Below are 13,567 nucleotides of genomic sequence, written 5' to 3' on the forward strand. Positions count from 1 at the left end.
CAACTATTTAGGTCCTTTGAAAAGAAGGCGGTTATAATTCAGTTCCAGTGTTTCGATCAGTACTTCACCTCTTTCGGCATTGAGCTCCCCGATCTTCCAGCTGCGTGGCCATACATTGTTCACAGTCCACATCATCAGGATATCATGTTCCTCATTCAGCAATGAAATGTTCAGCGTGTCCAGCGGCTTTACGATCTCATGATCGAAAGCATCTTTCAGCCACTCCGTGAGTTTCGATTCCTCCGGGCTCAGCAGTCCTCGCTTGAGTGTGAGCGGACCGTACTTTCGGCGCACCGGCACTACATGCTCGAACCTGTTCTCGCCACCCTCCTTGAAGGTTTCCGTTTCCAGGGTGGAATCAAGGCCCGCTACCGACTGGAAGCGGATATCGAATTCCTTGGTGCCGAGACTGAACTCCACGCTGAAGTGGAAATTCACGGTCTGGTAGAAATTATCGGGATTCCTTTTCTCTACTGCCATACAATGAGATTAGTCTACGTTCATGATCTCGAGACCTTCATGCACCAGTTCCATGGTTTCGATGGCCACTTCATTGGCATCCGCTTTCAGGTCTGTACTCTGGATCTTGGAGGGCCAGGCATTGAGCAGCTTCCAGGTGATGATAGGGTCATGCTGCTCATTGAGCAACTTGATGGTGACCGTTCTCCTGAACTGCGATCCTGTTTTATTGCCTTCCTGGAAGAGCACGGTCTTACGCCATTCCTTGTAGTAATCGTAATCACCCTCGAAAGTGCCGCGCTTGAGCGTGATATTGCTGAACTTCTGCATACCGGGTTGTTTGCTCTTCACGTACTTTTTGTTGGAACCTTCCCGGTACTCGATCACTTCCGTTTCGAAGTCGAGACCGCTTACTTCGGTGAAACCAATCCTGAAATCATTGCCCCATTCCACGCGGAAGTGGAATTTGGGAATCGGGTATTCGCCTTTGGCTGCCATATTGAATAGTTTAAAAGTTATTGTTGATGTTGGTTATGCGGAGCGCTTAGCTGCATCTTGCTTTGGGGTCCACTTCGGTGATGGCTTTCTGCAGGCTGGTTTTGCAGGCGAGCAATGCTTCTTTCTCCTTAGTCTTGTCGCGAAGCTCTGCCTCCAGTTTTTTCACGCAGCTGTCGTCATCAGCAAACCACTGGTCCACCAGGCACTTGTAATTATCGTTGCAGATGGGGAAGGAGAACTGTGGTTCCAGTTCGCATTTCTCGCATTTGCAGGGATCATCGGCGCTGAAATTGTCCTGCTTCTTTTTATCGCCGTATCCTTTTTGCTGTTGCTGTCCGGACTGGCGGTATTGCTGGGATGGCTCCTGTGGCTCTTCTTCATTGCAATTGTCATTGCAGGGCTCGCATTCCACATTGCACCCGAAGGCGCAGTACCATTCGCAGATGATGGTGCGGAAACCATAAACGGGTTTGCTTTCGTCATCACATCCTTTGCATTCGCAGGGTGCGCCCGGATTGCAGGGATCGAAATCGTCGCCGCAGGGACAGGAGGTTGTGGACATGCCATTGCGGATAAGCTCTGACAACCTGATGGCATCAAGTACAGCAGCAACAAGGATATCCCTTGTTTTGATCACCGCATCCAGCTTCACCCCGTATTCGTCAAGACATTTGAGAATGCCCTTTCCTTTCACAAGGGATGAATCATGATTATGTGTGATGCAGTTCTGCAGTTCATCGAAACGTTTTTTGAGGAAGTCTACCTGGAAGTAGAAATCGCGGATCATGCAGAAGAGGATGCGGATGGCCTCAGCTGCTTTGCAGCTGTTATACCAGATCTTTTGCGACTGGCCGGCGATGATCTCCAGCTGGTAGCAGATGGCGCGTGCGAGCTCTTCGCCTTTGTCCAGTTCCTCTTTCCAGGATTTGTAACGGCCGCGGCGGTCGATCAGGAAGCCGAGACGGGAAGAGAGCTGCTGCGAGTCTTCGTTGATCTGGTCATATTTTTTGGTGACCTGTTTGAGTTCTTCCTGCCAGGTATCGTAGCAGCAATCGCCGCAGGAAGGGTCATCGGGAGAGTCCGACGTACAGCAGTCGCTGACCCGGCCTTCGTCCCAGTTGAGAGGGAGGTTTTGGTATTTATGTTTTGTAAGCATAGATTGTTTTTTTAGAATTGAAGAATGGTGATGGTGATCAGCTGCAGCCGCAATCGCCTTTATCAGGATCTTCGCCGGGGCCGTCTTCATCGCAACAGAAAGTCTTTTTCACTTCTTCACAGATCTTGCAGATCTCTTCTTCACAATCGCCGAGCCTTGGTTCGCTGAGCTCATCGCAGTCACGGCGGTTGTCTTTCCGTTGGTTGTTCTCTTCTTCATCGTTACAATCACAATCTTCCAGGCATTTGCATTTGGGGCAGCAAATGAAATTCACGGCATCTTTATACCCTTCAAACTCGCTGCGGGTGCTGTTCCTGTCCATAGCTGCCCTGGTAATGCTCTGAACTGATTTCACCATATCTTCCTGTAACTTCTTCATGTCTTCGCCGCGCAGTTTCATTACGGTATTCACATGCGCTTCAAACTGTTTGCTTTGCTCCTCCAGTTTGGTCTGGAGAGGCGTGAGGGTGTCAATATTGGAGAACACCTGGATGCCCACAACATCTGAAGAGGACTGGAAGATGGAATCGATATCGGCCACCAGTGCGGATGGGATGCAGATCAGTTCGTCCAGGATATCGCTTGCATCGCTGCAGTCTTTGGGTGGTTCTTTGGGATCATCCTTGCAACCTTCGGGTCTTTCGCCGGTGAGGGCTGCCACCTGGCTCTGATTGCATTTTTCATTGCGGCAGCTGTCTAGCTTGAAAGCGGCGGAGTCAAGCTCTGCGATCTTTGCTTTTACATCTTTCACTGCTTTGGCAATGCCTTCTTTCAGCACTTTGTTGAGCGCTGTGTTCCAGTCGTTATAGGATTTCACATTGGCCTTCACTGCTTCATTGGTGGTCAGCAGCTCTGTGCCTACGGTGATTTCCAGATTGCGGAAGAGGCGGTAGTTCTCTTCTGTATGGTTAAAGAGACAGGTCTTATCGTTGTACAATCTTTTCTCCCCTTTGAATTTTTTTTCCAGCATACTCACTTTGCCGGAAGTTTCGTAGAGGGTAGAGCAGATCTTGAGCCGCTCGCGGTTGATGGTCAGCTGCGTGGGATTGTCTTTCTCCTTGCAGTTGCAATCCGAGTCATCCTTTTGATTGGGATTCCTCGAATAATTCTTTTGATCCATACCAGTTATTTTAAGGTTGAATGAATGATTTTATTGATCAGCTTTCAGAGAGCATTTTGTGCATGAAACGGAGGATAATGAATTCCGCCGGGCGAACCACGGCCATGCCTATCTCCACAATCATACGGCCTTCCCAGATATCCAGTTCGGTCATGGTTTCATTGAGGCCCACTTTCACAAAGAAGGCTTCGCGGGTAGTGGTTCCCATGAGAGCGCCGGCTTTCCATTGTTGTGTGAGATAGTTTTCGATCATGCTTTTCACGCGTAGCCAGGTATTGCGGTCGTTGGGCTCAAACACAAATTGTTCGGTGGCGTTCTTCACAGACTCTTCTACCATATTGAAGAAGCGGCGAACGGGTACATAGCGCCATTCATTATCGTTACCGGCCAGTGTACGCGCCCCCCAGATGATAGCAGGACCGCGACCAGGGAATGAGCGGATCACATTCACGGATTTTCCGTCCTGCACGTCCACATTGAGGTTTTCCTGTTGTCTGTTGGAGATGATGATCTCCGGGCGGATAGCATAATCGATGCCTACATTGGCAGGGGCTTTCCATACGCCCCGGGCTCCGTCCACTTCCGCATACTTTCCTACCACGGCAGAAGAGGCAGGCAGCAGCAGTTCGATATCTGTAATGGCTCCCTTTGCAGCAAAGAAGAGCGCATTGTTCTTTGATTTGAGCTCGGCAAGTGTGCCATTGAGGGTTCCATCTCCCTTACCAACAATGGTAACAGTGGTGCCGGTCTGATCATACTGGTAATCCAGCCTGGTGTACAACCTGGGATAATAAATGGCCGCATATTTTTTCACATCGATGTCCCCGAAATCTGCATTCCTGAACTCTGCGATGGGATCAAAGGCAATATCGCCGGGGTTCACCCAAACGTCCATCACCACAAAGCGGTCCTTCAGGTCAGCAGCCTGATCCATCGCTTCTTTATGCAACGCATAGTAATTACCGGCTGAACTCATGTTGAGGCCGTCCGGGAAAAGTATAAGCGTTACTTCATTTACTTTGGCCACTTCTGTGAGGCCTCCCTGAAGGGTGGCCATATCGATCACATTGGTGGAATAATCACCAACCGATACGATATAACAATCACCGCCCCCGTTGATGAAGAACAACTGGAGCGAATAATACATCAGGTATTTGGACGGCGTCAGTACTTTACCCTGCACATCCACCTTACCCGGTTGGGTCACATCGATGGTGACCTGGATACTCGTTTCCGACTGCGGCCCGCCGAAATACTGCTCATACTCCAGCATGGAACTGATGCGCCGGGGTTTACTGAGCAGGTCACCGGGCTCTTTCAACTGTGCCTTTTCTGTGTATCCGATGAAGGCCGGAATGGCGGTTTCAACGGAAGCAATAGAAGGAGGGAGTTTCGGTATCTCTTCGATATACACTCCCGGGGTTTTGTATTCAGCCATATTGTTTGTTTTTTTTTGTGAGTTATTATTTTGTCGGTTGTTGATAATGGTTATATTATGGTACTACCGGAAACAGTTTTGATTTTGGAACGATGATATCCGTGAATAGCTGCTGGTTCTCTATCCGCACCAGTTCATCGGGTAATGGGTTGGGGAGATAATGCCAGGTATTGTCAGCTTTTTTGAAAAGGGTAGCCGGGTAAGTGGAGGGCCGCGGTTCTTTGCTCACCAGCGCCCTGTCTGAGAAATCAAGGAAATCGCTGGGGAAGTCCGCGTTATTGAATTTTTGTTTTCTGTCGTTGATATAGCGCCACCAGGTAAGGCGGCTTGTGATGGGCAGTTCAAAGATGGGTGCTTCCACCCAGCTGCCATCAGGGTTTCTTCTTCGGATCAGTCTCCCGGATGCATCGAGCAGGTCAAAAGCCGGATTGGCAACGGAGGCTTTGAACTGCATGAGTGCCCATTGATTTGAAAGATCCATGGTCTCAGGTACAAAAACCAGATTTAAACTCTTTGAATATCCGCCGGATGCATTGATATTAAGCGTATAAACCGGTGTTTCATTTTTAAAAATGGTTTCAAGGTCAAGCCCGCTGAAATCCAGGAAGGATCTGTAGAAGGGATTTGTGTTCTGAACGATGACGGTCTTTAAAGAAACGGCGTTGAAATCCACCAGTTCAAATTCCGCTTCCGTGATATTGGCATCGGGCGGAAAATTATACCAGAACCGCGGAGACACCAGTAGCCTGTCGGCTTCGTTCACAAAGCCTGCTCCGCTAATGGCCCTCCACTGCGGTCCACCGCCGTCTGAATAAAATGCGCGGATATCATTGGCTCCGAAAGAAGCCAGTTCACCCTGTTCATATAATTTACCTGCGTCGAATGCTGCAACGGGGTTGCAGCATTGCGGAAATGTTTTAGCCGCAGAGATGTTCTCATTGGAAAAATAATAGATGGCCGGCGTTGAGCGGCCGATGCGTGTATTGGTGAATGCATTGAAGCCCGGGTTGGCAAGCCGTGCCAGGATGCTGATGTTCAGGTCATCCTTCAGCGGGATCTTTGGTGTGTACACGATGGTATTGTCGGGCAGCCTGGTTGCATTCACTTCCACAGCTACCTTGAATCCTGAATAGGTAGGCATTACACGGATATGCTGGTCTCTGTAAAGAGCAGCCTGTTCTTCCGGGAATTCAAACTGAAGGAAATTACTGACGGAAGGCTGGTCCAGCGCCATCTTGTTCATGAGAAAATCCATCCTGTCTGCCTGTGCGGGAATGGCAAAGATGGTTTCTCCTTTCTGTTCGGAAAGGAAGTACTCGTGGAGGAGTTTTACATGAAAAAGGGTTTTATAGATCATGGTTTTGGACGATCAGAAATTTTGTGTAAACTGGTTTCGATCTCTTCGATGAGCGGCACTTCACGGACAATTGCTCTTTCTGTAAGGGCTACCAGCCTGAGCTTGTACATCACAAAGGGAGTCTGTCTTCCTCCCAGTGATCCCCAGAGGTGATTGATCTGTTCGAAGGTGAGCGTGTAGAGCTCCATGGTAAACTTCATTTCCATAGTAGCCGGATCGAGCGGAGGAATACCGCCTGTAGCAATGCTGGCGGAAAAAGAATTCCTGCTTTGGAAAAAACGTATCACGGCAGATAGCCTTTCGAGTGCGTGTATATAATCATTGCCTGAATAGTTACAGGTGATGAGTACATAGAGATTCAGAAATACCGGAGGATTTTCATACACCGCATTTCCGAATCCGCCTTTTTTGATGGGAGATGTATTCTTGAGCGTACTTTCTTCTTCCACATTCACCAGGGTGATAACAATACGTTTGGTGAGCGTATCGCCACTGGTGGTCTCCAGCAATCCGATATTGTCCACAACAATATCGGCACTGCCGATTGACTTACTGATATAGTCGTCCAGTTCATTGCGGAGCAATGAAAGTGCGCTATCAATCATGTTGGTTGATTGAAGGATTAAAGTTGATAAAAATGGGAATTACATACAGGGATTAAGCTGTACATGCAATTCAGGCACAGAGCAATTTTCGGGTGTACCGGAATAATTACTAATCAGGGGATGTGTTGTAATTACAAATTACAACGAGTACATAACGGTAACGGGTCAGAGGCGAAAATGTGGTGGGGGAAATGGAAGTGTAAGGTAGAATGAATTTTGATTTTTAACAATACCACTAAGTGGTAAAATTGGTATGGGTTTGAGTGTGAATTTTAAATATTGAAATAATCAGGTAGATATTTTTCCAACTTTAAATTTACCATCATCGTCGAAGATCTGACGGTCGGTTTTAACAGATAGAGTGCTGATGTCTATTACCGGGAGAAGCACATTGTGCAAATAACTTCCTTTTAATTCAGACCACAATACTCCTCTGGTTGTTCCTATGGAGAAGTTTTTTAACGCATTTTCAAGTGATTGATCTATTTCATATAGACCATCTTTATTCAGTATAACTTTATGCTCAAAGTCAGCTATGCTAAAAACACAAACAACAGTGAATGCAGCAAGAACGTCTGTTCCATTCTCTTCCCTGATATTTGTTTTTACAAAAGTAAAAACCAATTGCTGGTCTTTGTGAACACTTGTTTCTGCAAAGACTTCAAACGCATACAATTCCCCGTTTATTTCTGCCGGCCTTGGGGCCATAGCTTTGTAAACAATGTCAACGTTTACAATTCTGAATCCAAATTTTTCTGTTGCCATTTTAAACTATATAATACTCAAGAAGCTTTCTTCACCGGGGTCAAACCTGTGTACTCGTAATTTATTGGTGAAAACCCGGATCCCTGTTGTTTTTTGAATCGATCCTGAGCCATTAGGAAGTTCAAGTTTTTAAAAGACTCCTTTGAATAAGCTTTTACTACAAACGCAAGATCTAAAGCCTTCCTGATCTTAGCCAGCGTTATAAAATTTAATGGCTTATCTCCACGAAACACCTGCGTCAAATAACTTGGCGATGTTCCGATCATTTTTGCAAGATCTTTCCTGCTCACATTATTTGCTTTCTGAAATCTTTCGATTTCTGTTAAGTAATTAGCCATTAACATTAAAGCATCTTCCTCAAGCTTGTGTTCTTCTGTTTTTGATTCCTCAAAAGATCTGAGCCTATCTTTCAATTTATTATATTGATCAGAATTTGTACTCATAATCTTCGATAGCTTTTAAAGAGTGAGTAATTTTTTTATCTATTTTCTGTGATTTCTTTTTTTCAAGCAATTTTATGACCACTACATAGAAATGCCCACGCTCTGTACTTATTTCCTTGCAATAGATTCTGGCATTCAACCCATTAGGAAATAGCCTCATTTCTGAAAGGCTTTCATAGTTTATAATTTTTTGATAGCCTTCGTAATAAATATTCTGTTGCGTCAGAATCCTGTTTATTATATAATCAAATTTTCCTCGCTTTTTCGCGTCTTCAAAATAATCTAAAAACTCAGTTGCATTCTCAGCATCCAGGTATACATGACGGGGAAAACATTCCGAACTTTTATATAGTATGCAATCTCTCAACACAAAATTAAGCTATAGGTTAATTTTGTGCAAATATATTTGACTTTGTTATACTGTGAAATAAAATATCAGGATTGTTTTTTATGTGAATCCCTCAATCCCTGCACCACCGCCCTCACCAAATCCATCTCATACCCTTTCTGCACCAGGTAATCTGTGGTCTTGCTCATCTTCACAAAATGATTCACCCCTTCTCCCTTCACACTATCCCATTTCACTTGCGCCAATTTCTGCAAGGTCTTCTGATAATCTTCCTCATCTATCTCCTTCATCGCTTTTTTGATGCAATACTCACTTACGCGTTTCTGCTTCAGCTCGTATTTTATCTTCACTCTTCCCCATTGCTTCATGCGGAACTTTCCTCCCGCAAACTGAGCCGCATAGCGCTCTTCATTGAGATAGTTCTCTTCAATCAAAGTGCTCAGCAGTTCTTCCACATCTGTTTTGCGAAGGCCATATCCATAGAGTTTCTCCTTCACTTCCGTATGGGAGCGTTCCTGGTACCCACAATAGTGGCGCGCCTTCTGTAATGCCTGTTCTTTGCTTAGTTGTTGTTTTTGAAATGCCATGATCAGACTTCCTCCAACCTGTCTACGCATCCATACTCTGATTTCAGCAGGTCATCATAATGATCTGCGTTTTTGAACAGTGTATTGAATGTTTGTGATCCTGTTTCCCTGGTGATATCAAGGTCGTAGATCACGCAGCTCAGGATAATATTCTGGCTCAGGCAGCTTAGCACGAGCCCGTTCATATTGTAATTGGCCTGTAGAAGGTATTGGTAGAGGGGTTTGATCTTTGTTGCATCGGGTGGAAGCTGGCACAGATAAGCATCGCCCGTGATGAAGTAATTCTCCGGGTTGTACGTGATCTTGATCCTGGCGCTTCCTTCCTTCACTTCCCATCGGTTTACACCGGCGCGGGAAAGTTTGATATCCTTTCCGAGTTCGCGGAGAATGTCTTCGATGGTCTTGGCCACACCTACCACTTCTATTTCTTTTTCCGGCAGTTCGGGAAGTTTCACTTCCGTTCCGCAGGAAGGACAGTACTTGGTAGCTTCGATATTATCGGGGAGCACCAGGAACTCGCAGCTCGGGCAGCGGGTTGATGGCGTTCCTTTATGGGGTGCATATAATTGCAGCGCCGTGCGCAGATAGTTTACCGGTAATGCAAAACCGAGATTGTCGCCACCCCTGATGATAAAGGAGTTCACGCCAATCACTTCCCCTTCTTCATTTACCAGTGGGCCGCCGCTGTTCCCGGGGTTGATGGCTGCATCGATCTGGATGAACTTGAGGCCATCGCGGATCCGGTCCACTTTGGAGATCACGCCTTGCGTAGCTGTGTAGTTCAGTCCGTATGGGTGACCGATGGCAATTACATTGTCGCCATCTTTCAGGCTCTCGTAACGGCCCAGGGGAAGTTCAGGAAGCTCAACGCCCTGCGGCGCCTGCAGAAAAGCCAGGTCATGCTTACGATCAGTGTACCAAACACGGCTCATGGCTTTGTCGAAGGTCTTACCGGCGATGGTCACTTCCGGGTTATTGTCAATAACGTGGTCATTGGTGATGATCAGGTCAAACTCTTTCAGGTAGAACCCTGTGCCAGTGCCGTTTTGCGTGGCGATCTGTATAATGGAAGGTTGAAATTTTTCTATTACCTGTTGTGTTGGCATAGTGTTGATGGTTGATTGGGTCTAAGCTTCAAAATTCAATGCTGCTACTTCTGTGCTGAAACTCTGATTGAAGTTCACCAGGTTTTCATACTTCAGGTTCTGAAGCCTGAAAGTGAGGTGCGGATATTTTGGTTTCCATTCTTCCATTATCTTTTCGATGGTCTCCTGGATGGCGTCCACATCAAAAGAATGGTTGGCCGCATCAAAATATTTAGTGTTGAAGCCAAGCGCTGTCATATAATCCGCGTAGTTCACCTGCATGAACATTCTGAACAGGGCTGTCCAGGGTTTTGGCAGGCTGTAAGAATATTGAGAGAAGGCGAGGGGATATTCCATCACCTTATTGGCGATGAATGCATGGCCATTCTCGTTATAGAAAGGCATGTTCTGTGCGGCAGCGTTGATAGCATCTGTAACAACGTCATATTTCTGAGGGCTTACAATGGAAAAAGTGTGGCGGCTGCGGAAGAGGTAGGGGAATACTGCCTCTTTGGGTTTGGCCAGCAATTTCTCGTACGCTTCGCGCATGAGCTGGTTCTTTTCGATGGTTTGCCTTTCATCTTTCCTGTAGTAGATATCCACCAGCTTTTCCAGTTCATTCTGCAGTTGCCCTTCGGGAGAAACCAGGTAGTCTATCCTGAAGGCGAGGGTAAGCAGGAGGTAGGCGATACCACCTGAAAACTTATCAGCGTCCAGCGTTTTTATATAATCCAGGGTTTCGCTGATCCATTTCTGGAAGTAAGTGTATTTCACTTCTTTTTCAGTCAGGGGAATCTCTATCACGTGGTCTGTATCGATGGTCTGGAGGGAAGCGAATTCCTGAACCAGGAGATCGTCCTGTTTATCGGCCTTGGTAGCCAGTTCCTTCAGTCCGTAATACAGTTTGTTGGGATTGGCGGTTTTGATATCGCTGTCGAAGCGCATGCAAAGCCTTTCCTGGTCAAGCGCATAGCGGCTGTAATAGAGGTTGAAGTTCATTTCCAGCAGGCGGCGCATCACGGGCACGCTGGCCTGTGGCATTTTAGCCAGGGTGATCTCGGCATGGAGGCGGTCGTTATTGAATTCACCCCGCACCACCTTGGATCCCTGGAATACCTGGAAGCGGCCTTCCTGACCGTTGCGCTCCAGCACTACATTCTGTTCCTGATCATCGCGCAGGTAATCGAAGAAGGCTTCGATGCACTGGTGGTAATCCTGGTTCTTGAAAAGATTATCCGCTTCCGTCCAGCGATTGACTTTGGTAACAGACTTATTATTGTCTGAATACCGTCCGAAAGGGATCGCCGGGTCTTCTTTCTTCTTTTTGCCCCATCCAAATAGTTTATCAAATACCATACGTAATTATATAATGTTTTTTCTAAATGCCCTGCAGCGGGAGCCGGAATAAGGGCATGAAGTTATTCAATTTAACGACTTTTGCAACCTCCTTCAGGCACTTGTCGCAAACCAAGGCCCCCGGCGGCTAACCGCCAGCGGGGTTGCTGACAGGGGCCGCCCGGCCCTGTTTAAAAATAAGCTATCCGATGTATCATTCAGAATTCTATATTTGCTCAAATCTTAAACTATTATATGAAGTTTATCGTTTCATCTTCCGCTTTGCTGAAACAACTGCAACAGATCAGTGGTGTGATCAACGCAAATACCGTTTTGCCAATCCTGGAAGATTTCCTGTTTGAGGTGGATAAGAACAAGCTGACCGTAGTGGCTACTGACCTGGAGACCGTTATGAAGATCCAGATGGACGTAGAAGCGAAGGATGCAGGTCGCGTTTGTATCCCCGCCAAAATCCTGATGGATTCCCTGAAAAACATCCCGGACCAGCCGCTCACTTTCAATATCGATAAGAACTTCGCTGTTGAGCTCACCAGCGACAATGGTAAGTATAAAGTGATGGGTGAGAACCCCGACAATTTCCCGAAAGAGCCGGTAGCCGATGATACCACCTCTTTCACCATGACATCCTCCGCCCTGGTGACCGCCATCAATAAAACACTGTTTGCCGTGAGCAACGATGATCTTCGTCCTGCCATGACCGGTGTTTATTTTGAAATGGACAAGAAAGGCCTCCAGTTCGTAGCTACCGATGCACACCGCCTGGTCCGCTACAAGAGAACAGATGTGAGCTGTCCCAAAACAGACTCCCTGATCGTTCCCAAAAAACCGCTCAACCTCCTGAAATCAGCTATGCCTGATAACGATGACGAGCTGGTGATCAACTATAACAGCAACCACCTTTTTGTAAAGCATGGTACCACACAAATGAGCTGTCGCCTGATCGACGCCCGTTTCCCTGACTACCGGGTGGTGATCCCTGCAGACAACCCGTATAAACTCACTATCAATAAAGCCGACTTCCAGGGTGCTCTCCGCCGCGTAAGCATCTTCAGTAACAAGAGCACCAACCAGGTGGTACTGAATATCAGCGGAAGCGAACTGCAACTGGCTGCTCAGGACGTTGACTTTTCCTTTGAAGGAACAGAGCGTATGAAGTGCCAGTACAATGGTGAAGATCTTCAGATCGCCTTCAACGGTAAGTTCCTCATTGAAATGCTGAATGCTGCTGAAAGTGATGATGTGGTGATTGAACTGAGCACACCTACAAAAGCGGGTATCATCAAACCTACGGAGCAGGACGAGAATGAAGAGATGCTGATGCTGGTTATGCCACTGATGCTGAACAGCTAATAACTTCCGAATATATTTTAAAGGCGCCCCGGTGGCGCCTTTTTTCATGCAGCGCCCACTGTGTTTTTCCATCTCCCCATTTAATCGTAAATTACCATATAAGCTATAGCCGTATGGAATCCTTCGTGAACTTCTGGGAAAACATCGCACCCTGGCAACGCATGGCCATTCTCATGGGTGGCATGATCCTCTTCTGGGTAATTGAAGGTGCTTACCCGCTCTTTAAATTCTCTTTCAAAAGATATAAACATGCAGGCGTGAACCTGGTTTTCCTCGGCACAACAGTATTGCTGAATATCCTGCTGGGTGTGATCACCATCGCCGTGTGCGCCTGGACAACCAGCCATAATTTCGGATTGCTCAACTGGCTGAACTGGCCCGTATGGGCTACCATTCTTTTAGGTGTATTCATGATGGATTTCTTTTCACAGTACCTCCCTCATTATGCCATGCATAAAGTCAAATGGATGTGGAAATTCCATATGATCCATCACAGCGATACCAAGGTGGATGTAACTACCGGAACCCGCCACCATCCCGGGGAATGGGTGTTCCGCGAAGGAACTACCATCATCGGTGCCTTTCTGCTTGGCCTGCCCATCTGGTTATATTTTCTGTACCGCAGTATCTCCGCTATCTTTACTCATTTCAATCACGCGAATATCCGGGTACCCCAATGGCTCGACAGGCCCATCAGCTGGATCTTCGTTTCTCCCAATATGCATAAGTTTCATCATCATTATAAAAGACCTTACACAGATACCAACTACGCCAATATATTCTCCCTCTGGGACAGGCTTTTCGGCACTTTTGCTTATGAAGATCCGCGTAATCTAAGGTATGGGCTGGATGTGCTGGAAGATACCACCGACGAAAACCTGCGTTACCAGCTGAAGCTTCCCTTCAACAAGAACATAAAAACAGATTACTGATTAAAAGCTACACCCTGAATATTCGCAGAGCGCTGACCAAATATTTAGTCAAGGCTTTACCTTTGTA

14 protein-coding genes are annotated in these 13,567 nt (G+C 46.7%); 2 read left to right on the plus strand and 12 right to left on the minus strand.

Annotated features, from left to right (window positions below; translation table 11 throughout):
* Positions 1-3: 3 nt before the first annotated feature.
* The 12 genes from ACTHMC_RS13200 to ACTHMC_RS13255 all read right to left on the minus strand — a co-directional run bounded on the left by ACTHMC_RS13200 (position 4) and on the right by ACTHMC_RS13255 (position 11,218).
* Positions 4-480 carry a phage tail protein gene (locus ACTHMC_RS13200; RefSeq protein WP_440413642.1) on the minus strand — a complete coding sequence of 159 codons (477 nt, stop codon included), beginning with the start codon at positions 478-480 and terminating at the stop codon, positions 4-6.
* 9 nt (positions 481-489) lie between these two features.
* A complete protein-coding gene (locus ACTHMC_RS13205) occupies positions 490-957 on the minus strand; it encodes a phage tail protein (RefSeq protein WP_440413644.1) in 468 nt (155 codons plus the stop codon).
* Positions 958-1,003: 46 nt separating this feature from the next.
* On the minus strand, positions 1,004-2,113 hold the full coding sequence (locus ACTHMC_RS13210; protein WP_440413645.1) for a hypothetical protein: 1,110 nt from the start codon (positions 2,111-2,113) through the stop codon (positions 1,004-1,006).
* 37 nt (positions 2,114-2,150) lie between these two features.
* Positions 2,151-3,233: a hypothetical protein gene (locus tag ACTHMC_RS13215; RefSeq protein WP_440413647.1), complete on the minus strand. Its 1,083-nt coding sequence runs from the start codon at positions 3,231-3,233 to the stop codon at positions 2,151-2,153.
* Between the two features lie 37 nt (positions 3,234-3,270).
* Positions 3,271-4,671: a phage tail sheath family protein gene (locus tag ACTHMC_RS13220; RefSeq protein ID WP_440413648.1), complete on the minus strand. Its 1,401-nt coding sequence runs from the start codon at positions 4,669-4,671 to the stop codon at positions 3,271-3,273.
* Between the two features lie 55 nt (positions 4,672-4,726).
* Positions 4,727-6,028 carry a hypothetical protein gene (locus ACTHMC_RS13225; RefSeq protein ID WP_440413649.1) on the minus strand — a complete coding sequence of 434 codons (1,302 nt, stop codon included), beginning with the start codon at positions 6,026-6,028 and terminating at the stop codon, positions 4,727-4,729.
* Positions 6,025-6,633 (minus strand): DUF4255 domain-containing protein, encoded by a 609-nt coding sequence (locus ACTHMC_RS13230; RefSeq protein ID WP_440413650.1) that lies wholly within the window; start codon positions 6,631-6,633, stop codon positions 6,025-6,027. Before ACTHMC_RS13230 ends, ACTHMC_RS13225 begins: the two co-directional genes overlap by 4 nt.
* Positions 6,634-6,921: 288 nt before the next feature.
* Positions 6,922-7,398 carry a hypothetical protein gene (locus tag ACTHMC_RS13235; RefSeq protein ID WP_440413651.1) on the minus strand — a complete coding sequence of 159 codons (477 nt, stop codon included), beginning with the start codon at positions 7,396-7,398 and terminating at the stop codon, positions 6,922-6,924.
* Between the two features lie 17 nt (positions 7,399-7,415).
* Positions 7,416-7,841, minus strand: coding sequence for a helix-turn-helix domain-containing protein (locus ACTHMC_RS13240; protein ID WP_440413653.1), 426 nt, complete (start codon positions 7,839-7,841; stop codon positions 7,416-7,418).
* A 435-nt stretch (positions 7,842-8,276) separates the two neighbouring features.
* Positions 8,277-8,807, minus strand: a complete 531-nt coding sequence (locus ACTHMC_RS13245; RefSeq protein WP_440413654.1) for a regulatory protein RecX — start codon at positions 8,805-8,807, stop codon at positions 8,277-8,279.
* Positions 8,780-9,883 carry a trypsin-like peptidase domain-containing protein gene (locus ACTHMC_RS13250; protein WP_440413656.1) on the minus strand — a complete coding sequence of 368 codons (1,104 nt, stop codon included), beginning with the start codon at positions 9,881-9,883 and terminating at the stop codon, positions 8,780-8,782. The genes ACTHMC_RS13245 and ACTHMC_RS13250 overlap by 28 nt, the downstream gene beginning before the upstream one ends.
* A gap of 21 nt (positions 9,884-9,904) precedes the next feature.
* A complete protein-coding gene (locus ACTHMC_RS13255; protein WP_440413657.1) occupies positions 9,905-11,218 on the minus strand; it encodes a hypothetical protein in 1,314 nt (437 codons plus the stop codon).
* Positions 11,219-11,452: 234 nt separating this feature from the next.
* On the opposite strand from ACTHMC_RS13255, the gene dnaN reads away from it, so the two are divergent.
* Complete coding sequence (gene dnaN / locus ACTHMC_RS13260) at positions 11,453-12,568, plus strand: DNA polymerase III subunit beta (protein ID WP_440413658.1); 1,116 nt, start codon at positions 11,453-11,455, stop codon at positions 12,566-12,568.
* A gap of 113 nt (positions 12,569-12,681) precedes the next feature.
* The gene (locus ACTHMC_RS13265) at positions 12,682-13,500 is read left to right on the plus strand and encodes a sterol desaturase family protein (protein WP_440413659.1); all 819 of its coding nucleotides are present in this window, start codon (positions 12,682-12,684) and stop codon (positions 13,498-13,500) included.
* Positions 13,501-13,567 lie beyond the last annotated feature (67 nt).

It is taken from the genome of Pseudobacter sp. (assembly GCF_051955275.1).
In the GTDB taxonomy this organism is placed as follows: Bacteria; Bacteroidota; Bacteroidia; order Chitinophagales; family Chitinophagaceae; genus Pseudobacter.